The organism is Companilactobacillus insicii (genome assembly GCF_003946015.1).
Lineage (GTDB): Bacteria > Bacillota > Bacilli > Lactobacillales > Lactobacillaceae > Companilactobacillus > Companilactobacillus insicii.
In genome coordinates this window covers 40,367-61,766 of record NZ_RHNU01000001.1, presented here as the reverse complement: position 1 = coordinate 61,766, position 21,400 = coordinate 40,367, and the positions used below count along the sequence as shown (strand labels likewise).

Below are 21,400 nucleotides of genomic sequence, written 5' to 3'. Positions count from 1 at the left end.
ATTACTGATTCTTAAGCAATATTTTTACTGAATTTACTAATTCATCTTTACTTACTTCAATTGTTTCACCAGTGCTTCTGATTTTCAATTCAACTATGTTATCTGCGGCTTTTTTACCAACAGTAATTCTAATTGGCATTCCCATCAAATCTGAATCCGCAAATTTAACACCAGGACGTTCTTTACGATCATCTAGTAAGACATCATAACCTTCATCTTGAAGCATTGATACGATTTCATCACTTAATTTACCTTGAACATCATTATTGTACTTTATTGGAACAACATGTACTTGATATGGTGCCAAAGCAACTGGCCATATAATACCATTCTCATCATTATGTTGTTCAATAATAGCAGACAATAATCGAGAAATACCGATTCCATAGCAACCCATAATTAATGGATTCGATTTTCCGTTTTCATCCAAGAAGTTTGCACCAAGGGCCTTAGAAAACTTAGTTCCTAATTTGAAAATATGTCCAATTTCAATACCACGAGTAAATTTAATATTACCGTGACCATCCGGTGACATTTCGCCTTCCTTAACAACACGAAAATCTCTAAATGATGGTTCTTCATCTGTTATATCTTCAAAATTGGCATTGATCAAATGCTTGTTTGCTTGGTTTGGACCAACGACAAAGTTAGTCAATCCTTCAAGTGAACTATCATATAACACTTGAACATCATCAGACATACCCTTTGGACCGATAAATCCTGGAACGCTGTTAAATAGATTTGTAACCTCTTCAGCAGTAGCTTCTCTCAAGAAATCAGCACCTAAATAATTCTTTAATTTAACATCATTAACTTCATAGTCACCACGAATCATAACTAGAACTGGTTTCTCATCAGCAATATAAGCAACAGCTTTCATAATTATTGATGATTCAACATTTAATAAGGATGCTAAAGTATCGATTGTATGTACATCAGGTGTGTCGACTAATTCAGCAGTTTTGTGTTCCTCACTTGGATTACCTGGCAATTTACTTGCAGCCATCTCTAAGTTAGCAGAATAATCACTATCATCTGAATAAGCAATTGTATCTTCACCAATTTCAGCGATTGCAGAAAATTCCTTGGAATCTGTACCACCCATAGCACCAGCGTCACCAATAATTGAGCGATAGTTCAAACCGCAAATATCAAATATATTACGGTAAGCTTGTTCCATCTGATTAAAGATAACATCTAGTTGATCTTTATTAGCAGTAAATGAATATGCATCATACATATCAAACTCTCTACCACGTAACAATCCATAACGAGGACGATCTTCATCACGATATTTCATTTGCATTTGATACAACACTAGAGGAAGTTTTTTGTAACTATTCAAACTTTCTTTTACAACACTAGTAAATGTTTCTTCATGAGTTGGACCAAGTATAAACTCTCTTTCATGACGGTCATTAACTTTAAATAAAGTTTGACCGTATGTGTCGTAACGTCCACTCTCTTTCCATAAATCAGCAGGAATAATAGCCGGCATGCGCATTTCAGCAGCATCCATTTTATCATTTTCCTTACGAATAATGTCTTCTATTTTACGAATTACTGACCAAGCGAGTGGTAAGTAACTGTAAATACCAGCAGAAACTTGTCTTACATAACCCGCTCTCAACATCAACTGATGACTAATAGCCTCAGCATCCGATGGAGTTTGCTTTAATGTTGGAATATACAGTTTTGATTGTTTCAAATTTTTATCCCCCTATTTTATAAAAAAGCGCTGGATATCATTCCAAGTTACGGCAACCATTAATAAAACCAAAATGCCAACCCCAATTAATGTAATGACATTTTCATATTCCTCAGGTAATGGTTTCCTTCTGATAGCTTCAATGATATTAAGCAAGATTTTACCCCCGTCCAATGCGGGAATTGGTATCAAGTTCACAATACCTAAGTTCATTGACAACATTGACATAAATAAAATTATACTTAGAAGTCCTTGTGATGAAACTTGTGACGTCATCGAATAAATACCAACTGGACCTGATAGTTGATTAATACTGAATCCACCAGTTACCATCTTGCCCAGAACATGAAGTATCTGTAAAGTAGTTTGCCAACTATAAGTGAATCCATATTTTATCTTAGCCATAAAACTATAATCACGTATAGGCATAATTCCTATCTGACCATATTTTTGACCCGATGATTTAATTGTTTTTGGAGTCAATGTGATATTTGAAATATCACTACCTGATTTAACTTTTAAATTAACTTTCTTGTCTGGATATTTTTGAATGTTTAACGATAAGGTATTCCAGTCTTTAGTCTTATGACCATTTACTGCCAATATCTTATCGTTAGCTTTTAATCCAGCTTTGTCAGCAACACTACCATTCTGAATTTCACCTAATTGATTAGTATTCTGAACGACGCCATTCATCATAAAAGCAGCCAATATGGCACATACAACAGCCAATATGAAATTGTTAAACGGACCAGCAAAGTTAGTTATCATACGTTTCCAAACTGAAACGGACTGAAGCTGCACATCACGCGGAGCAATTTGTACCTCAGTACTATCTTCTTCAACAATTGTTGCATCATGATCAACAGAATATGTCTTAATAGCAGTTTCATCACCATTCTCATATCCTTCAATGGTTAATGCATCGACTAAATCTGCTTTTGATATTTGAACAGGAATACCATTGGGATCATATACTTTGCTTGATGTAATGATTTTTACAACTTTTTGATCATCATTCAAAACCAAAGAAGCCATAGTACCCGGTTGTATTTCTGAATCATCTTCTTGTGCTCCAGCCATTCTGACATACCCACCTAAGGGTAATAGTCTCAGCGTATATGTAGTACTACTTTTTCGATACGCAAATAACTTGGGACCCATTCCGACTGAAAATTCTCGTACTAAAATACCAGATTTTTTTGCGGCATAGTAATGTCCAAATTCATGGACAATTACTAAAATTCCAAAAACAATAATAAATGTGATTATCGCGGTCATTTTTACCTCCACGAATCGCCTATACTAGGCCAAAAATGTGTAACAAAGGTAAGACAATTAACATACTGTCAAATCTGTCTAATATTCCACCATGACCAGGCAAAATATTTCCAGAATCCTTTACTTTATAATATCTCTTATAAGCTGACTCAATTAAATCACCCATTTGTCCGAACACTGAAAGGACAAATGCAATCAATAGCATTGAAATCATTGAATATTGCTGTGGTACAAAATACATATAAGCACCAGAAAGTACTAAGGCAGAGACAACTCCTCCAATAGTACCTTCCCATGTCTTATTAGGACTAATAGCTGGCCATAATTTATGTTTACCAATCTTACGTCCGAATGTGTAAGCAAAAATATCTGTTGACCATACAACAATCAAGGCGAACATCAATAAGCCCAGGCCACCTTCTGAGTTTCTTACTGAAGCAAGATAATGGAATCCTGTACCAATATAAATCATTGAGACTACAGAAACACCTGCATCTTCAAAATTAAACTTATTTTTCGTTAAAACAGTAATTATCAATAACAATACTGCAAAAACATAAAATACATCTAAACGGGTAAAACTCGACGGTAACCATCCCTTGTAAAAATTTAACGGGACAGCAATTGCCAATGTTCCTAATAGTGTGATCACAAAATCAATTGAAACAATGATTCGTTTTCGCATAATATAAATTTCAAATATACCTACTACTGCTAATGCAGCTGCTGCAATTTCAAGCCATATTCCACCTGCAAGTAGAATTGGAATGAAAATTGCCAAAGCAATAACAGCTGTTATTACACGTTGTCTCATAATCTTCCCCCAAATTAAATAGCGCCAAATCGACGATCTCGATCATTGAATAACTTAATATCCTCAATCAAATTATCCTTTGTAAAATCAGGCCAGTATGTTTTATCAAAGACCATTTCTGTATATGCTAATTGCCATAACAAGAAATTAGAAATTCTTTCTTCACCACTAGTTCTGATTAACAAATCAGGATCAGCTAAACTTCCCAATGGACTAGTTAATAGCTGATCCGCAAATAATTTATCATCAATGTCATCTGGACTAATTGAACCATTAACTGCTTCTTTTGCCAAATTTTTTGCCGCGTTAACAATTTCTGCACGTCCACCATAGTTGAATGCAAAATTTAAAATCATACCAGTGTTATCTTTTGTATCATCCATAGCTTTAAAAACAACTTTTTTTGTTTTCTCAGGCAAATGATCAGTAAATCCAGTGACTAAAACTTTGATATTTTCTTTAATTAAGTCAGGCATAAATGTTCCAAAGAAATCTACAGGTAGACGCATCAAAAAGCTGACTTCTTTACTAGGTCTACTCCAATTCTCTGTAGAAAAGGCGTAAAGGCTTAAAACCTTAACGCCCATATGACTAGCTGCAGTAGCGATCCTCTTAACATTATTCATGCCTTCCTTGTGTCCAGCAATACGTGGTTGTCCGCTACGTTTAGCCCATCTACCATTACCATCCATAATGATAGCTATATGCTCTGGAACTCTTAACTCAGAACTTAATGAACTATTATTAATTTCTGCCATAAAACATTGCTCCGAAGGTTACCCTTCAGTGATTTCCTTTTCCTTATCCGCAGCTATTTGATTAATGTCAGCTACCGCTTTATCAGTTACTTTTTGAATTTGACTCTCCAAATCGTGTAAGTCATCTTCAGTAATATCACTATTCTTTTCTTGTTTCTTTATATCATCCATTGCATCACGTCTAACATTACGAACAGCAATTCGAGTCTCTTCAGCTTCTTTACCAACTTGTTTAGCAATTTCCTTACGACGCTCACCTGTCAATTGAGGAATAACAAGTCTTATTACATCACCATCATTTGCGGGATTCAATCCTAAATCAGACGAATTAATTGCATGCTCAATTGCATCTAAAGCTGATTTATCATAAGGCGAAATCAATAAAACACGAGCCTCAGGGATATTAATGGACGCAACTTGATTCAAGGGTACTAATGTACCGTAATATTCTACCTTAATATTATTAAGAATTGATGCATTAGCTTTACCTGCACGGATATTAGCCAATTCTTTTCTTAAAACTTCAATAGATTTGGTCATATTTTCTTTAGCTTTTGAAACTGCATTATTTTCAGTCATTGCTACCACCCTTTATAATTGTTCCAATGTTTTCACCTTGGACAACTTTTTTAATATTTTCTGGTTCGTTCAGATTGAATACAATCAATGGGATATTATTATCCATTGACAATGAAGAAGCAGTTGAGTCCATTACGCCAAGATTCTTATTAATAATATCAAGCTGTGTCAACTCATCATACTTTTTAGCATTTGGATCCTTCTTAGGATCAGCTGAATAAACGCCATCAACATTATTTTTAGCCATCAAAATAACATCTGCTTCAATTTCAGCTGCACGCAATACAGAAGTAGTATCCGTTGAGAAGTATGGATTACCAGTACCACCTGCAAATATCACTACACGTCCCTTTTCGAGATGTCTAACAGCTTTTCTTCTGATGTAAGGTTCTGCAACTTGTCTCATCTCAATCGAAGTCTGAACGCGTGTAGGTACATCCAATTGTTCCAAACCATCTTGTAATGCCAAACCATTCATAACTGTAGCCATCATACCCATATAATCCGCTTGAGCACGATCCATTCCCATTTCAGCGCCTGTTTCGCCACGCCAAATGTTACCACCACCACAAACGATAGCAACTTGAACACCTAGTTCATGTACACTTTTAATTTGTTCTGCGATTTTTTTGATTACTGGAGGGTTAATTCCAAATCCCTTTTCTCCAGCCAATGCCTCACCGGAAACTTTTAATATAATTCTTTTATACTTGATATCAGGCATAAGTACTCTCCTTTAATTTTGCTACTAAACATTTTAACATAATCAATTACAGTAGATTGTATTAATAAACAATTTTACACAAAAATTGAATGAATTGTGGCTTATATACAAGAAAAGATCGTTTAATTCAAATGAATTAAGCGATCCCCTCTATAAGTTTTATAATTTAATTATTTGATTTGGTTCATAACTTCGTCAACAAAGTTTTCTTGAGCTTTTTCAATACCCTCTCCAACTTCAAAACGAACATATGAAACTAATGAACTCTTCTTTGATTCAACATATTGTTGAACAGTCATATCTGAATCCTTAACAAACTCTTGATCAGCCAAACTAATTTCTGACAAGTACTTGTTTAAGCGTCCTTCTACGATTCTTGGAATAATCTTTTCAGGCTTACCTTCAGCTTTTGTTTCTTCAGTGAATACTTTCTTTTCGTGTTCCAAAACATCAGCAGGTACAGAATCACGGTTCAAGTATGTTGGGTTAATAGCAGCAACGTGCATAGCAACATCCTTAGCAACTTCTTCATCAGAACCATTAAGAACTGTAAGAGCAGCAATCAATCCACCATTATGTAAATATGAACCGAATACTTGTGAATCACTCTTTTCAACTACTTGGAAACGTCTCAAAGTAATCTTTTCACCAATAACGGCTGTTAATCCAGTAATAGCGTCATTAATTGTTTCGTCACCAGCTTTAAGAGCTAGTGCTTCGTCCATTGTCTTTGGTTCGTTTTCAACAAGAGCTTTACCAATCTTAGCAACAAGATCTTTGAACTTATCATTTGATGAAACAAAGTCAGTTTCTGAGTTAACTTCATAGATAGCAGCTTTGTTACCAGAAATAACGATTTCTGCTAGACCTTCAGCAGCAATACGGTCATTCTTCTTGGCAGCCTTAGCAATACCTTTTTCACGAAGTTCGTCGATAGCTTTTTGCATATCACCATCAGCAGCAACCAATGCCTTTTTAGCATCCATCATACCAACGCTTGTCTTATCACGTAATTCTTTAACTTGAGCAGCAGTAATTTTAGCCATGAATATCCTCCAGTCGTATAAATAAAGCCATCTTGTTCAGATGACTCTATCTATAACTATTATCTTTTTATTTTTCTTCGTTACCATTATCAGCTGATTCAGCAACATCTTCAATAGACTTGTCGTCTGATGCAGCATTATCATTCTTAGCAAAATCATCAGTAGATACTGATTCTTCACCTTGTTTACCTTCAACAATAGCATCAGCCATCTTAGATACGATTAGGCGAACGGCACGAATAGCATCGTCATTTGATGGGATGATAACATCAATGTCATCAGGATCAGTGTTTGTATCAACCATAGCTACGATAGGAATGTTAAGTTTCTTAGCTTCGTTAACAGCAATGTTTTCCTTATGAGGGTCAACAATGAACATAACATCAGGAATTCTTGGCATATCTTCGATACCACCAAGGAATTTCTCTAACTTAGCTTGTTGTTTTGTAAGTAAAGCAACTTCTTTCTTAGGAAGACGTTCGAAAGTACCATCTTCAGCCATTGCTTTAATATCCTTTAATCTCTTAATACGTTTTTGAATTGTGTTCCAGTTAGTCAATGTACCACCTAACCAACGATGGTTAACATAGTATTGACCAGCACGTGTAGCTTCTTCTTCAATAGCATCTTGTGCTTGTTTCTTAGTACCAACGAATAAGAAGATACCATCATCACCGGCAACAGCCTTCATATAGTTGTAGGCATCGTCGATCATGCGAACTGTTTTTTGTAAATCAATGATGTAAATACCATTTCTTTGTGTAAAGATAAATGGCTTCATCTTAGGGTTCCAACGTCTTGTTTGGTGTCCAAAATGTACACCGGCTTCAAGTAGTTGTTTCATAGAAATAACTGACATAAAAAATTCCTCCTGGTTTTTACCTCCACTTAAGTCATATTCAGTTGACACGCCAAAGCGCACCAACAACTGAATCATTAAGTGTGTGTATTCAATACAAGAAAATATTATAATGGAAATTTTTTATGAAATCAAGAATTCTTGCCAATTAATTCCGTGACTTCTTAAAAAAAGTTCTTTTTTCTTGCGACTAAACTTTTTTAATTCGATTTCTCTCTTTAATGCTTCAGATTTACTATGTAATTTTTCTTTATACATCAGCTTTACTGGTAAACGAGTTTTAGTATATTTAGCTCCTTTACCTAAATTATGAGTTGCAACCCGCTTCGTCACATTATTACTGGTACCAATATAAAATGTCTTATCTGCGCACAATAGAATATAAACAAAGTACTCATTATTAGCCATCAATTATTTTACGTCCCTCCACACTCAATTCATTACCATCATACATAATCAAATCTGGTTGTATAATCAAGGAATTTTCTTTAACTGTCTTCACAGCATCAATCAAGACCAAATTAGCGTTATCTGATATATGTGATCGAACAAATCTTATTTTTTTTGGCTGTAGACGATTTTGCGACATTTTAACGAATAATTCACTCAGCCTATCGGGACGATACACCATGTATACATGCGAATTTTCTTTTAATAAAACCTTGATTGTATATAAGACCTCACTTAAATCCGTTTTGATTTCATGCCTTGCAATAGCTAAGACTTGATTATTCTTCGTTTGTGTTGTTTCCTTTGAGGTAAAATAAGGTGGATTACAAACAATCATATCAATTGAATCATGATTTAGCTTGTCTTGAATATTTTTAATATCCGAATTAATAACTTGTACTTGTTCACCAATATGATTGTACTCAATACTTTTTTCTGCTAATTTGGATAATTCTTTTTGTAACTCAACCAAATAAATACTTGCTGTGGTCTTCGACGATAGGCTCAATCCAATTGCACCATTTCCAGAACATAAATCAACAATTTTACCTTTTTTTACAGTTTTAGCAAAATTATAAAGTAAAATGGTATCTAGATTAAAAGAATACAGATTTTTATCTTGAAAAATTGTTATTCCGCTTTTTGAAATTTCATCTTGAGAAAGATTCGACATGAAGCACCTGCTTTGTGGTATTTTATTAAAGTAAAAATTAATTTTGGGAGAATGATAATTAATGTTTTATAAATTCATCCGTATAATCGCCAAGGGAATTGTCTTTTTACTTAATGGTAAGTTTGACATTGAAGGTAAAGAGAACCTTCCTAATAAACCCTTTATAATTGTTGCACCACACAGAACGTGGTGGGAACCAATATTTTTTGCACTAGTAATTGCCCCACGAGAAGCAACATTTATGGCTAAAATAGAACTATTCAAAAATCCGATTTTAAGATACATATTAGTCCACGCTCATGCATTTCCAGTTGATAGGAAGCATCCTGGTCCTTCGGTTATAAAAACTCCAGTCAAGGCATTAAAGAAAAAGGGGCAGATCCTAATAATGTTTCCATCTGGAACTCGCTATTCCGAAGACCTAAAAGGTGGAGCATCACTGATAGCTAAAATGTCAAAGGCTCCCCTAGTACCATTCGTTTATCAAGGACCATTAAAATTTACTGGATTACTAAAACATCAGAAAATAACCATCGGTGTTGGACCCGAAATAGATTTTGATTTTAAAGCAAAACTCGATGAAAAGCAAACTAAGCAAGTAAATGATGACATGGAAATTGCATGGAACCAACTTGACAAAAAAATAAATCCTGATTTTAAATATATTCCACCAGTAAAAAAATAGCTTAATAAAGTATATTACAAAAAATCCTACAACAGTAAACAGTTATGTTTACTATTGTAGGATTTTTTAGATTGAATTATTACCAATATCTGTTCTATAAAAAATATTAGTATGATCTAATTTTTTTACGTTTGTATAAATTTCTCTCTGAGCGTCAAGTAAGTTTTCAGAATGTGTTTTTAAAACAAAGAGGCGACCTCCATTAGTCCAAAAAGAAGTGTCCTTCATTTTAATACCAGCATAATTGATTTTGCAATTTAATGAATCAAAAGATTCAGTAGATCCTAAAGTTGCGTCCTTAATAGGTGCTTCTGGATATCCTTTGCTTGAAATAAAAACACCCAAGTCTAATCCAGAATTTTTCCAATGAATTTCAGGAATATCATCATTCAAAATGGAAAAAATCACGTTTGACAGATTGGTTTGCAATCTAGGTAAAACGACCTCAGTTTCCGGATCTCCAAATCTAACATTGAATTCAATTACTTTAATTCCTTTATTAGTTAAAATCAATCCTGCATACAAAACTCCGGTATATTTTATTCCTTCTTCAACCAAGATATCGACAAATGGCTTTAAAACCTTGTTTATTGCTTGATTATAAATTGACTCAGAAATATTTTTCACTGGACATACAGCTCCCATACCACCTGTATTGGGACCCTTATCTCCATTGTTTAACTTTTTATAATCCTGCGCAGCAGGCATTGGATAAAACTTACCGTTATTCACAAATGCCATTAATGAAAATTCTTCGCCATCCAAATATTCTTCAATAACAACTTTATGTGTCTCAAACTTATGACTATTTAGTAGTTCAGAAACAACATTTAGCGCATCGTCTTGATTTTCAACAATATATACACCTTTGCCCGCAGCTAACCCATCGGCTTTAATTACAAGCGGATAGTCTGACTTACGTTTGATATATTTCTCAGCTAGAGAGAACTCGGTAAACTCACAAAATTCAGCTGTAGGAATACTAGCCAACTTAAGAAGTGATTTAGTAAAAGCCTTCGAACCTTCAATTCTTGCGGCCTTTTTATTTGGTCCAAAAATTCTCAATCCATGTGCTTCAAAAAAATCAACAACACCATTAACCAATGGTTCTTCCGGACCAACAATAGTAAATGCTATGTTTTCTTTAATAGCAAAATTAACCAGGCCTTCAAAATCATTTTCCAAAATCGGCACAGTTCTTATTCCTGAATGGTTCATACCATCGTTTCGTGGAGCACAAAAAATTTGATTACTATCTGATGACAGTGCTTCACAAATGGCATGCTCTCGTGCACCAGAACCTATTACTAATATTTTCATGTAGCACCTCTTAATGTCTAAAATGACGTCTACCTGTGCAGACCATAGCAATGCCATATTTATTAGCCATATCTATTGAATCTTGATCATGGATTGAGCCGCCAGGTTGAATAATTGCTGTAACACCGTGTTCTGCAGCATATTGAACACAATCATCCATTGGGAAAAATGCATCTGATGCCATAACTAAAGGAGAATTTTTATCGTCATTTGACTCTTCTTGATCAATTGCAATTTTAACTGACCCAATTCTATTCATTTGACCAGCACCAACACCAAGTGTCTTATCGATTGACGAAATAATAATTGCATTACTTTTGACATGCTTTACTACTTTTTGTCCAAATAATAATGCCTTGATTTCTTCCTCAGTTGGTTTTTTTTCCGTCACTACTTCAAAGTCATCAACTGTATCAGTTACAACATCTCGTTCTTGAATCAATAAGCCACCCATAACAGACGTATATTCATATTTTTCAGAATTTTTAGATTCATCAAAATTAACAGTTAACAATCTAATATTCTTTTTAGTTTCCAATATTTCAAGTGCTTCATCAGTAAAACTTGGGGCAATAACTATTTCAAGGAATATTTTATGTAGCTCTTCAGCTATTTCGGCAGTAACTTCTCTATTGAATGCGACAATCCCTCCAAAAATAGAAATTTTATCTGCACTATAGGCTTTTTGCCATGCTTTATAAATGCAATCATCATCAACTCCCACACCACATGGATTCATATGTTTCAATGCAGCAACACAGGGTTGATCAAAATCTGCAACGATTCTTAATGCAGCATCAGCATCTTTTATATTATTGAAGGATAATTCTTTCCCATGCAACTGTTTAGCAGAAGCAATGGAATATTCGGATGGTAATGAACTCTTATAAAAGGCAGCCTTTTGATGTGAATTTTCTCCATATCTCAATGATTGTTGAAAATCATATGAAATTGTTTCAACATCAGGGAATTCCTCATCACTTAAATTAGTAAGATACTTTGAAATAATACTGTCATACTGTGCAGTATGTCGGAACGCTTTTGCAGCAAGGCTCTGTCTAAATTTAATATCATCTAATTCATCAATCATATTTAAAACAGATTCGTAGTCAAGTTGATCTACAACAACGTAGACACTTTTATAATTTTTTGAAGCTGAACGAATCATTGATGGACCACCGATATCAATTTGTTCAATTGCTTGATCTATTGTCACGTCTGGTTTTGAAATGGTTTCCTTGAAGGGATACAAATTAACACAAACTAAATCAATAGTTTCAATATTTAATTTACGCAAGGTTTCCATATGTTCAGGATTATCGCGCTTTGCTAATAAGCCAGCATGAACTTTAGGATGTAAGGTTTTTACACGTCCATCAAGTATTTCTGGAAATTCTGTAACCTCATCAATTTCAATAACAGGTATTTCATTTTCTTGCAATTTTTTATAAGTCCCACCAGTTGAAATGATTTCAAAATCTTTTTCTACTAGTCCCTTTGCAAAATCTACAACACCTGTCTTATCTGAAACACTAATAAGCGCTCTTTTCAAAATGATCATTCCTACTTTCTTTTTTTATAAGATCGAGAATAACTTGAATATACATTTCATGTTCTTTGTCATGAATTCTTTGCTCTAAAGATTCAACGGAATCATTAGAAAATATAGGCACTTCATTTTGGCAAATAATTGGACCAGTATCTACTCCCTCATCAATATAATGAATTGTTACACCAGTTTTTTGTTCACCTGAATCAAATGCACGTTGAATTGCATCAAGACCAGAAAATTTTGGCAGTAATGAGGGATGAATATTAATAATTTTATTAGGGTATGCAGTTAATAATGTTTCTGTTACAACTCGCATATAACCTGCTAAAAAGATATATTCCAAATTTAACGGTAATAACTTTTCAATAATTTTTTTTTCATAAGTATTTCTATCCGGGAACTTTTTTAATTCATTAACAAATACCGGTATGTTATATTTTTGAGCTTTAGAAATCACTTCTGCACCCGGTTGATCGCAAACCAACATCTCAATTTCTAATCCACTATCCTTAAGGATTTGAGAACTGGCAATCGCATCAAAATTAGTACCGTGACCTGAGGCAAATATTGCTACTCGCATACTACTCTACCCCCATCAATTTAATGGAGGATTCTTGAGATTGTTGAATATCACCAATAATCCAGGCCTGTGTATCAGCAGAATTCAGATTTGCTAATACTTCACTTGCACTTGATGAATCAACAGCCAGTACCATACCTAACCCCATATTAAAGATATGATACATATCATCTTCTTTAATATTTCCATATTTTTTTACCACATCGAAAATTTTATTTTTAGGCCATTTATTAACATCAATAAATGCAGCCATACCTGCAGGTAACATACGAGGAATATTTTCATAGAATCCACCACCGGTTATATGTGCAATGCCATGGATCAATTTTTTCCTTAACAGTGGTAAAACATCCTGAACATAAATTTTTGTTGGACTTAACAAATATTCACCAAGTTCTTTATCATCTAGTTCTGATAACTTTGAGTGCATATCAAATGTATTATCTTTGAAAAAGATTTTTCTAATCAGGGAATATCCATTAGAGTGCAAACCACTGGACGCAATTCCTATCAAAACATCCCCATCCTTTACATTTTCCTTGAGTAAAATATCATCCTTATCAGCAATACCCACAGAAAAACCGGCAATATCATAACTTGTATCGGAATATACATCTGGCATTTCTGCCGTTTCACCACCAATTAAGTCTGCTCCTGCTTGACGGCAACCTTCTATCACACCAACTAATATTTGCTCAATTTTTTCATCAACTTTTCCAGTTGAAATATAGTCCAAAAAATAAAGAGGCCTGGCTCCTTGAGCCAAAATATCATTTACACACATTGCGACACAATCAATTCCAATAGTATCCAAAGCGCCATTTTCAGTTAATAATATTTTCGTTCCAACACCATCGTTACTAGAAATCAAAACTGGTTTTCTATAACCTTCAGGAATCTCGTACATGCCACCAAAGTTTCCAATGTTTAAAGATTTGTCCGATGTATTCTCTTTAACGAATTTAGATATTTTGTATCCGGATTCTACATCAACACCCGCGTCTTTATAAGGATTTGACATATTGATCTCCTTTATGATTCATTTTCTGCATAATCGTATAAATAAGCAGGATATTGTCCATTAAAATATGATAAATCTAAACCTGAATCTGGTAATAAACCATCATTGTTGATGCCAATAGCATCTACTAATCCATCTTCACTCAAAAATTCTAAAGAATCAGCGTCAAACATTTTACGCATCTCTTCATTTGTCTTATGTGATGCAATCAATTCACTTTTCTTTTGAATATCTATTCCAAAAAAGCAAGGATATTTGAATTGAGGTGAAGCAATTCTTAGATGCACTTCACTAGCACCGGCATTACGCAACATTCGAACAATGTATGCACAAGTAGTACCTCTAACGATGGAGTCATCAACCAAGATAACTCTTTTACCTTCGACTACCCCTTTTACTGCTGCCAGTTTTTGACGAACGCTCTTTTCACGTAATTCTTGAGTTGGTTGAATGAATTCTCGACCCATATACTGATTCTTTATCAAACCCATTTCGTAGGGCAATTTACTCTTTTCAGCATAACCACTAGCTGCAGATAATGAAGAATTTGGTACTCCAACAACAATATCTCCGTCAACAGGATGTTCCATCGCTAAATTTGATCCCATGCGTTTTCTTGCTGAATGTACATTTATTCCTAATAAGTTTGAATCTGCTCTAGCAAAATATACAAATTCCATTGAACAAAATGCCGGTTTAACTTTTTTAGTCCAATGATCGATATTAATTCCATCATCATTAATAGTTATTAATTCACCTGGCAAAACATCGCGAACAAACTTGGCGTTAACTGCATCCAGTGCACATGTTTCACTAGCAACTACGTAAGATCCATTTTCAAGTTGTCCAATTGACAAAGGTCTAAATCCGTTGCTATCTAGCGCAACAATTAAGGCATCCTTTGTTAATAGTAAGTATGCAAATCCACCCTGAATTTGATTCAAAGCTTCTTTTACTCTATCCGTCAACTTGTCCTTCTTTGACAACTTAATTAAGTGCATCAAAACTTCAGAATCTGAACTAGATTTAAAAATATGTCCACTTTCTTCTAATTCTTTTTTTAGAGTAATTGAGTTAGTTAAATTTCCATTGTGTGCTAACGCAAATTGCTCATTTGTAAAGTCAAACAACAACGGTTGAACATTCTCTATTTTATTTTCACCAGCAGTTGAATAACGAACATGACCAATTGCGGATGTTCCGGTTAAGGAATACAAATTATTTTTATTACTAAATACTTGAGATAATAATCCTAGATTACGATATCCTAATAATTTTCCATTATCATTTGTTACTATTCCGGCGCCTTCTTGTCCTCTATGCTGTAAGCTATGCAAACCTAAGTATGTTAAATAATTTACGTTATCTGCACCCCAAATACCAAAAACTCCACATTCTTCATTTAAACTTCTTAATTCATTAAGCATGGTATAGCCTCTTTCCAGTTATCAAGGGCTTCACTAAGTTCAATATCTAAGTTTTCATCAGCAGTTTGAATCGAAAACGTTGAATCATTAGTTACAAAACCGAGACACTCAAAATTATCGTTAAATAAATCTTCAATTGATTCCTTATTTTTACTATCAACTGTAATCAAATATCTAGATTGTGTTTCTGAAAACATCTGTTTAGATGTAAGTGTAGTTTGAATATTAAATCCTAAATTATTATCGAAGGCAGATTCAGATAAAGCAGCTACTAGCCCACCTTCTGATAAGTCATGACAACTCTTTATCAAATGCTTTTGAATCGCATCCAAAACAATTTCTTGATTTTTCTTTTCTGCATTTAAATCTATTTCGTTTAATCGACCTTCAACACGACCTAAAAGCTGATTTTGAATTTCTGATCCATTAAAATCATTTCCAGTACTTCCTAATAGATAAATCAAATCTCCAGATTTCTTAAATGCTGAGGTTGTAATATTACTAATATCTTCGATTAATCCAACCATTCCAATCATTGGACTTGGATAGATTGCTTCCTTATTAAATTCATTGTACAAAGATACGTTTCCAGAAATAACTGGAACATCTAGATGCTTACAAACGTCCGCAATCCCCTGTACACTTTGATCTAATTCCCAGAATATTTCGGGATCTTCTGGATTTCCATAGTTTAGACAATCAGTAATACCGACTGGAATACCACCAGTTGAAACAATATTTCTTGCAGCTTCCAAAACTGTGACTTGCCCACCAATATATGGATCAACGTAGACGTATCTTGAATTACTATCATTTGTAGAGGCAATTGCTTTTTTTGTTCCTCTAATTCTGACTACTCCAGCATCACTACCTGGTCTCACTACAGTATTACTTTTAACTTGTGAGTCGTAAGTTTCATACAAGTACCTCTTTGAAGCAATTGTTGGACTGGATAAAACATTTAGCCACGATTCTTTAAACGATGCTATTTGAGGATCAAATTGTTCTCGATCTTCACTAATTCTTTTAGGTTTAATTCCATGGTGATCATACTCTGGAACTTCATCTGTCAAACTATCAACTGGAATATCAACAACCAATTTACCTTCATGGAAAATTTTGTATTGCTTATCTGATGTAACTTTTCCAATAGTTACTGCATCAAGATTATATTCATCAAAAAAATTCAATACATTTTTTTCAAATTCTGGTTTTATACATAAAACCATGCGCTCTTGAGATTCGGACAACATCATTTCATATGCGGTCATACCCTTTTCACGTTGTGGTACATTATCTAAATTAAGCATAAGTCCACTTTTCGTTTTTGAAGCCATTTCAGCGGTTGACGAAACTAATCCTGCTGCACCCATATCTTGAACACCCAAAATCCAATCTGAATGTTCCTGAATGATTTCAACACAGGCATCCATCAACAATTTTTCAATAAATGGGTTCCCAACTTGCACAGCTGAACGTTGCTTCTTTTTCTTGTTAGAGAATTCATCTGAAGCAAACGTTGCCCCATGAATGCCATCACGCCCGGTTGTTGAACCAACATATACAATTAGATTATTATTTCCACTTGCTTGACCATGCTTAAATTGCGTGTTGTCTAATAATCCTATACACATTGCATTTACTAATGGATTTTTCTCATAACATTTTTCAAAAGAAATTTCTCCACCAATTGTTGGAATACCGATACAGTTACCATAACCACCAATACCTGCCACAACTTCTTTAACTAAGTGCTTGGTTTGATTATTGTCTAACGAACCAAACTTAAGACTGTTTAACAATGCAATAGGTGTAGCTCCCATTGAAAAAATATCTCTAATAATACCGCCAACACCAGTAGCGGCCCCTTGATACGGTTCAACAGCTGATGGATGATTATGGCTCTCGGCTTTAAAAACTACCGCCTGATCGTCACCAATATCGATAATTCCGGCATCTTCACCTGGTCCTGCAAGTACGCGTGAACTATCATTAGGTAATTTTCGTAATACCTTTTTAGAATTTTTATATGAACAATGTTCGCTCCACATTACGGAATACAAACCCGTTTCTGTGTAATTTGGTAAGCGTCCTAAGATCTTCTCACTAATAAAACTATACTCAGCTTCACTTAGTCCCCATGTTTTATAAATTTTGTCTTCTTTGATTTGTATAGGTGTTGGTTCACTCACTATTACTGTACCTCACTCTTTTGAGTTTCTAGCATTGATTTAAACAAGTTCAAACCATCAGCTGATCCAAGAATATTTTCAATTGCTCGTTCTGGATGAGGCATCATTCCCAGAACATTTTTTTGTTTATTCGTAATTCCAGCAATTCTATCAACACTTCCATTAACATCACTGTCATATCTGAACACAATTTGATTATTTTCATTCAATCCATGCAGCGTTTCTGAATCACAATAATAACGACCTTCACCATGTGCAATTGGAATTGTAATTTTTTCTTTAAAATCATATTTACTAGTGAATAAAGTTTTATTATTTTCAACGGTTAAGCCTACTTGTTCACAAATAAATCTATTTTGACGATTATTGGTCAATGTTCCTGGCAATAAACCTATCTCCGTTAAAATTTGGAATCCATTACAAATACCTAGGACAGGTTTCCCTTGATTTGCTAAGCGTATAACTTCGTCAATAATCGGAGCGTGGCTTGCAATAGCACCACTTCTTAAGTAATCTCCATACGAAAATCCACCAGGAATTAAAATACCATCATATCCTTCTAATGATTTTTCTTTATAGCTTACAAGGTTTACCTCTTGATTGATGCCTTCTTTTATTGCGTGATACAAATCCATATCACAATTAGACCCTGGGAATGTTATGACCGCAAAGTTCATTGAATATCCCCCACAATTTCGTAGCGATAACTTTCAATATTAGGGTTTGCTAATAAGCCATCGCAGATTTCATCGACATCCTTTTCTAAATCATTACTATTGTTGTCGAATTTAATCTCGAAATACTTTCCCATTCTTACTTCTGATACATTTTCATAACTCATAGTGTGAGTCGCATCTTTAATAGCCTCACCTTGAACATCAACAACAGAATCTTTTAACATAACGTATACTTTGACAAGAATCATATTTTTCTCCTTATTTAGCTGTTAATCTATCCAGCACTTTTTGATATGTTTCAACTAAATCACCTTTTTTTTGTCTAAATATATCTTTATCCAATGAGTTGTGACTTGTTTGATCCCACAGGCGGCAGTTATCTGGTGAAAATTCATCTACCAAGATTATTTCGTTATCCAATCGGCCAAATTCCAACTTGAAATCGATTAAATCCAACTGTTTGTCTGCAAAAAACTTAACTAATAAATCATTAATCTTTAATGCTTGATTCTTTACATAATCTATTTCACTTTGGGTTGCGATGCCTAGAGCCAATACCTGAGAGTCGTTGATGAATGGATCATCTAACTTATCACTTTTGAAGTAAAATTCTATTATTGGTGTTTCTAAAGTTTCACCATCAATCAAATCAAACTTTCTAGCTAGACTTCCAGAAACTCTATTCCTTAGAACAACTTCTAATGGAATAACTTCTGTTTTCTTTATTAATTGTTCATGCTCTGAAATATTTTTAATTACGTGTGTTTTAATTCCATTTTTTATTAAGTAATCAAAAATTATTGTTGAAATGTTGCAATTAAGTTCTCCTTTACCGGGAAACATCTCTTTCCTTTTACCGTTCAAAGCTGTTGCTTGATCCTTATAAACAACTAGTAATTCATCTTCATTTTCAGTTTTAAATAAATCCTTAGCCTTACCAGAATAGATTAATTCGTTTGTCATGATTTCTCCTATATGTTCCAAATTGGATTATGTTTAATTTCATTCTCAGAAACCTCAATATCATCAGTCAAAATAGTTATATGACCCATTTTTCGGTTCTTTTTAACCTCGTCTTTTCCATAATCATGAAAATGCCAATCAATATGATGAAATACCTCTGTACGAGCATTCTTCAAATGTTGGCCTAGGACATTAACCATAATTGCCGGTTTAAATTGTTCAATACCAGGCATTGGTAAATTGCAAACACCTCTAATATGAGCATCAAATTGTGAAATATTGCATGCCTCAATTGTTAAGTGACCCGAATTATGTGGTCTAGGTGCAATTTCATTGACAAATAACTCGTTTTTATCGGATACAAAAAATTCAACACACATAGTTCCAACTAGCTCAAGTTTTTCAGAAATACCTTCTGCAATTTTATGAATTTCATTGCTCATTTGTTTACTGATTCTTGCCGGGCTAATACTCAAATGTAAAATATTATCCCTGTGTATATTTTCAATTACTGGAAAAACCGATGTTTTACCGGAAATATTTCTAGAAATTACTACTGAAACTTCCTTCTTCAAGTTAATAGTCTGTTCTAATATACATTCTCCTGTATCTATTAATTCTTTAACTCCTTCTATAGAAGTCGTTCGTAATCTAATCTGACCCTTGCCATCGTACCCACCACGAACTGTTTTTAGAATCGATGGGAATCCAATAGCTGATACTCCTTCTTCAAAATCTTGCATATTGTTGATTACTGCATGTGGTACAACAGGAAAATTATTATCTTCTAAAAAATTTTTTTCTAATATTCTATTTTGCGTAATTGTTAAAGCCTTTGTTCCCTGTGGAATTTTCGTATATTTAGAGACCTCATTAATAGTCTCAGCATCAACATTTTCAAATTCATAAGTTAAAACATCTACATGCTTTGCAAGTTCTATTAATGAATCCAAATCATCATACTGTGCTACTACCTGTCCATCTGATACTTGAGCAGCAGGACAATTATCTTGTGGATCTAGAATAATTACTTTATAACCCATTTCCTTAGCGGAAAAAGCCATCATTTGTCCCAACTGACCTCCACCAATAATTCCAATTGTTGATCCTGAGAATATTTGACTATTCAAGATTTTTCCCACTTTCCACTGACTTATCATGCATTTTATTTTGATAGTCTATTAAATTCATGGCATATTGCTTTTTCTCTATAGCACAAATTTTTGTAGCCAAAATTGCTGCATTAGTAGCACCAGCATCACCAATAGCCACGGTTGCAACAGGTACACCACTTGGCATTTGAACAATAGACAATAAAGAATCAATTCCACTCAATGCATTTGACTTTACGGGTACACCGATAACTGGAAGAATCGTTGACGAGGCCACCATACCAGGCAGATGAGCTGCTCCACCAGCACCAGCAATGATAACTTTGAAATGATTTGCGGCAGCACCTACAGCAAAGTCGAGCATTTCTTGAGGCATCCGATGCGCTGAAATCACCTTTACTTCATAAGTAACTTCAAGTTGTTCAAGAGTTTCTATGGTTTTTTCCATAGTTTTTAAATCTGAAATTGAACCCATAATTATTGCAACATCTTTCATTATTCGTTTACCCTTTCTAATTAGTAATCAAATTCTATCAGCTATTATTTTATTTTTCAAGCAAAAGACGTACATTAATATCTATAATTTTAATAATCATTCGTGAATTCGCTTTAAAAAAAGAAATATTACTTTACAAAAATAAAAAAGTTCGCGAATTATTAACATAATTATTATTTAAATAAAAAAATAGGTTAATCAAGATTACCTTAATAATCTTGATTAACCTATTTCCAACATAAAATCTATTTTTTGTTGTTTTCTTTTTTTTGTTGTGCTTTCATTGAGCTCATCAATTGATTCAACTTCTTTTGTGAAGGCTTTTGTCCCATTTGAGCCATCATTTGTTTAATCATCTCAGGGCTAATTGGTGGATTATCTTCAAAGTACTTCTTCATATACCATCTGGCAGCAAAGAAACCAATAATCAAACCAACTAGTAAAGCTAAAATTCCAACTGCGATTGTTATTCCCATATTTTGT

23 protein-coding genes are annotated in these 21,400 nt (G+C 34.0%); 1 reads left to right on the top strand and 22 read right to left on the bottom strand.

What is annotated here, in order from left to right; translation table 11 throughout:
- Position 1 precedes the first annotated feature (1 nt).
- The 10 genes from EKM79_RS00335 to EKM79_RS00290 all read right to left on the bottom strand — a co-directional run bounded on the left by EKM79_RS00335 (position 2) and on the right by EKM79_RS00290 (position 8,892).
- Complete coding sequence (locus tag EKM79_RS00335; RefSeq protein ID WP_125565139.1) at positions 2-1,708, bottom strand: proline--tRNA ligase; 1,707 nt, start codon at positions 1,706-1,708, stop codon at positions 2-4.
- A 12-nt stretch (positions 1,709-1,720) separates the two neighbouring features.
- Positions 1,721-2,989 (bottom strand): RIP metalloprotease RseP, encoded by a 1,269-nt coding sequence (gene rseP, locus EKM79_RS00330; RefSeq protein WP_125565138.1) that lies wholly within the window; start codon positions 2,987-2,989, stop codon positions 1,721-1,723.
- Positions 2,990-3,008: 19 nt separating this feature from the next.
- Positions 3,009-3,803, bottom strand: coding sequence for a phosphatidate cytidylyltransferase (locus tag EKM79_RS00325; protein ID WP_125565137.1), 795 nt, complete (start codon positions 3,801-3,803; stop codon positions 3,009-3,011).
- A gap of 14 nt (positions 3,804-3,817) precedes the next feature.
- On the bottom strand, positions 3,818-4,561 hold the full coding sequence (locus EKM79_RS00320; protein WP_125565136.1) for an undecaprenyl pyrophosphate synthase: 744 nt from the start codon (positions 4,559-4,561) through the stop codon (positions 3,818-3,820).
- 18 nt (positions 4,562-4,579) lie between these two features.
- Positions 4,580-5,140: a ribosome recycling factor gene (frr, locus tag EKM79_RS00315; protein ID WP_125565135.1), complete on the bottom strand. Its 561-nt coding sequence runs from the start codon at positions 5,138-5,140 to the stop codon at positions 4,580-4,582.
- Positions 5,133-5,864: a UMP kinase gene (pyrH, locus tag EKM79_RS00310; protein ID WP_034542697.1), complete on the bottom strand. Its 732-nt coding sequence runs from the start codon at positions 5,862-5,864 to the stop codon at positions 5,133-5,135. The genes frr and pyrH overlap by 8 nt, the downstream gene beginning before the upstream one ends.
- A 170-nt stretch (positions 5,865-6,034) precedes the next feature.
- Positions 6,035-6,910 carry a translation elongation factor Ts gene (gene tsf, locus EKM79_RS00305; protein WP_125565134.1) on the bottom strand — a complete coding sequence of 292 codons (876 nt, stop codon included), beginning with the start codon at positions 6,908-6,910 and terminating at the stop codon, positions 6,035-6,037.
- 67 nt (positions 6,911-6,977) lie between these two features.
- Positions 6,978-7,769, bottom strand: coding sequence for a 30S ribosomal protein S2 (gene rpsB / locus EKM79_RS00300; protein WP_125565133.1), 792 nt, complete (start codon positions 7,767-7,769; stop codon positions 6,978-6,980).
- Between the two features lie 123 nt (positions 7,770-7,892).
- The gene (locus tag EKM79_RS00295) at positions 7,893-8,177 is read right to left on the bottom strand and encodes a GIY-YIG nuclease family protein (RefSeq protein WP_125565132.1); all 285 of its coding nucleotides are present in this window, start codon (positions 8,175-8,177) and stop codon (positions 7,893-7,895) included.
- Positions 8,170-8,892, bottom strand: a complete 723-nt coding sequence (locus EKM79_RS00290) for a tRNA1(Val) (adenine(37)-N6)-methyltransferase (protein WP_125565131.1) — start codon at positions 8,890-8,892, stop codon at positions 8,170-8,172. Before EKM79_RS00290 ends, EKM79_RS00295 begins: the two co-directional genes overlap by 8 nt.
- Positions 8,893-8,953: 61 nt before the next feature.
- Here EKM79_RS00290 and EKM79_RS00285 point away from each other — a divergent pair, with 61 nt between their 5' ends.
- Positions 8,954-9,577 (top strand): lysophospholipid acyltransferase family protein, encoded by a 624-nt coding sequence (locus EKM79_RS00285; RefSeq protein WP_125565130.1) that lies wholly within the window; start codon positions 8,954-8,956, stop codon positions 9,575-9,577.
- A 66-nt stretch (positions 9,578-9,643) separates the two neighbouring features.
- On the opposite strand, the gene purD is transcribed toward EKM79_RS00285, so the two are convergent.
- The 12 genes from purD to EKM79_RS00225 all read right to left on the bottom strand — a co-directional run bounded on the left by purD (position 9,644) and on the right by EKM79_RS00225 (position 21,393).
- On the bottom strand, positions 9,644-10,897 hold the full coding sequence (purD, locus tag EKM79_RS00280) for a phosphoribosylamine--glycine ligase (RefSeq protein ID WP_125565129.1): 1,254 nt from the start codon (positions 10,895-10,897) through the stop codon (positions 9,644-9,646).
- 10 nt (positions 10,898-10,907) lie between these two features.
- A complete protein-coding gene (purH, locus tag EKM79_RS00275) occupies positions 10,908-12,449 on the bottom strand; it encodes a bifunctional phosphoribosylaminoimidazolecarboxamide formyltransferase/IMP cyclohydrolase (RefSeq protein WP_211331250.1) in 1,542 nt (513 codons plus the stop codon).
- Entirely contained in the window at positions 12,430-13,029 is a 600-nt protein-coding gene (purN, locus tag EKM79_RS00270; RefSeq protein WP_125565128.1) for a phosphoribosylglycinamide formyltransferase, read from the bottom strand. The genes purH and purN overlap by 20 nt, the downstream gene beginning before the upstream one ends.
- Before the next feature lies 1 nt (position 13,030).
- A complete protein-coding gene (gene purM / locus EKM79_RS00265) occupies positions 13,031-14,050 on the bottom strand; it encodes a phosphoribosylformylglycinamidine cyclo-ligase (protein WP_125565127.1) in 1,020 nt (339 codons plus the stop codon).
- A gap of 11 nt (positions 14,051-14,061) precedes the next feature.
- Entirely contained in the window at positions 14,062-15,477 is a 1,416-nt protein-coding gene (gene purF / locus EKM79_RS00260; RefSeq protein ID WP_125565126.1) for an amidophosphoribosyltransferase, read from the bottom strand.
- Positions 15,462-17,669, bottom strand: coding sequence for a phosphoribosylformylglycinamidine synthase subunit PurL (gene purL, locus EKM79_RS00255; protein ID WP_125565125.1), 2,208 nt, complete (start codon positions 17,667-17,669; stop codon positions 15,462-15,464). Before purL ends, purF begins: the two co-directional genes overlap by 16 nt.
- Positions 17,670-17,671: 2 nt before the next feature.
- Positions 17,672-18,346, bottom strand: coding sequence for a phosphoribosylformylglycinamidine synthase subunit PurQ (purQ, locus tag EKM79_RS00250; protein WP_125565124.1), 675 nt, complete (start codon positions 18,344-18,346; stop codon positions 17,672-17,674).
- Entirely contained in the window at positions 18,343-18,594 is a 252-nt protein-coding gene (gene purS / locus EKM79_RS00245) for a phosphoribosylformylglycinamidine synthase subunit PurS (protein ID WP_125565123.1), read from the bottom strand. Before purS ends, purQ begins: the two co-directional genes overlap by 4 nt.
- Positions 18,595-18,604: 10 nt before the next feature.
- Complete coding sequence (gene purC / locus EKM79_RS00240) at positions 18,605-19,309, bottom strand: phosphoribosylaminoimidazolesuccinocarboxamide synthase (protein WP_125565122.1); 705 nt, start codon at positions 19,307-19,309, stop codon at positions 18,605-18,607.
- 8 nt (positions 19,310-19,317) lie between these two features.
- On the bottom strand, positions 19,318-20,469 hold the full coding sequence (gene purK, locus EKM79_RS00235; RefSeq protein ID WP_125565121.1) for a 5-(carboxyamino)imidazole ribonucleotide synthase: 1,152 nt from the start codon (positions 20,467-20,469) through the stop codon (positions 19,318-19,320).
- Positions 20,432-20,917 carry a 5-(carboxyamino)imidazole ribonucleotide mutase gene (gene purE / locus EKM79_RS00230; RefSeq protein WP_125565120.1) on the bottom strand — a complete coding sequence of 162 codons (486 nt, stop codon included), beginning with the start codon at positions 20,915-20,917 and terminating at the stop codon, positions 20,432-20,434. Before purE ends, purK begins: the two co-directional genes overlap by 38 nt.
- Positions 20,918-21,162: 245 nt before the next feature.
- A complete protein-coding gene (locus EKM79_RS00225) occupies positions 21,163-21,393 on the bottom strand; it encodes a YneF family protein (protein WP_125565119.1) in 231 nt (76 codons plus the stop codon).
- Positions 21,394-21,400 lie beyond the last annotated feature (7 nt).

Coding starts and splice junctions, on each gene's coding strand:
- rseP (WP_125565138.1), bottom strand. CDS start 2,989: ATGACCGCGATAATCACATTTATTATTGTTTTTGGAATTTTAGTAATT.
- EKM79_RS00325 (WP_125565137.1), bottom strand. CDS start 3,803: ATGAGACAACGTGTAATAACAGCTGTTATTGCTTTGGCAATTTTCATT.
- EKM79_RS00320 (WP_125565136.1), bottom strand. CDS start 4,561: ATGGCAGAAATTAATAATAGTTCATTAAGTTCTGAGTTAAGAGTTCCA.
- frr (WP_125565135.1), bottom strand. CDS start 5,140: ATGACTGAAAATAATGCAGTTTCAAAAGCTAAAGAAAATATGACCAAA.
- pyrH (WP_034542697.1), bottom strand. CDS start 5,864: ATGCCTGATATCAAGTATAAAAGAATTATATTAAAAGTTTCCGGTGAG.
- tsf (WP_125565134.1), bottom strand. CDS start 6,910: ATGGCTAAAATTACTGCTGCTCAAGTTAAAGAATTACGTGATAAGACA.
- rpsB (WP_125565133.1), bottom strand. CDS start 7,769: ATGTCAGTTATTTCTATGAAACAACTACTTGAAGCCGGTGTACATTTT.
- EKM79_RS00295 (WP_125565132.1), bottom strand. CDS start 8,177: ATGGCTAATAATGAGTACTTTGTTTATATTCTATTGTGCGCAGATAAG.
- EKM79_RS00290 (WP_125565131.1), bottom strand. CDS start 8,892: ATGTCGAATCTTTCTCAAGATGAAATTTCAAAAAGCGGAATAACAATT.
- EKM79_RS00285 (WP_125565130.1), top strand. CDS start 8,954: ATGTTTTATAAATTCATCCGTATAATCGCCAAGGGAATTGTCTTTTTA.
- purD (WP_125565129.1), bottom strand. CDS start 10,897: ATGAAAATATTAGTAATAGGTTCTGGTGCACGAGAGCATGCCATTTGT.
- purN (WP_125565128.1), bottom strand. CDS start 13,029: ATGCGAGTAGCAATATTTGCCTCAGGTCACGGTACTAATTTTGATGCG.
- purM (WP_125565127.1), bottom strand. CDS start 14,050: ATGTCAAATCCTTATAAAGACGCGGGTGTTGATGTAGAATCCGGATAC.
- purF (WP_125565126.1), bottom strand. CDS start 15,477: ATGCTTAATGAATTAAGAAGTTTAAATGAAGAATGTGGAGTTTTTGGT.
- purQ (WP_125565124.1), bottom strand. CDS start 18,346: ATGAACTTTGCGGTCATAACATTCCCAGGGTCTAATTGTGATATGGAT.
- purS (WP_125565123.1), bottom strand. CDS start 18,594: ATGATTCTTGTCAAAGTATACGTTATGTTAAAAGATTCTGTTGTTGAT.
- purC (WP_125565122.1), bottom strand. CDS start 19,309: ATGACAAACGAATTAATCTATTCTGGTAAGGCTAAGGATTTATTTAAA.
- purK (WP_125565121.1), bottom strand. CDS start 20,469: ATGATAAGTCAGTGGAAAGTGGGAAAAATCTTGAATAGTCAAATATTC.
- purE (WP_125565120.1), bottom strand. CDS start 20,917: ATGAAAGATGTTGCAATAATTATGGGTTCAATTTCAGATTTAAAAACT.
- EKM79_RS00225 (WP_125565119.1), bottom strand. CDS start 21,393: ATGGGAATAACAATCGCAGTTGGAATTTTAGCTTTACTAGTTGGTTTG.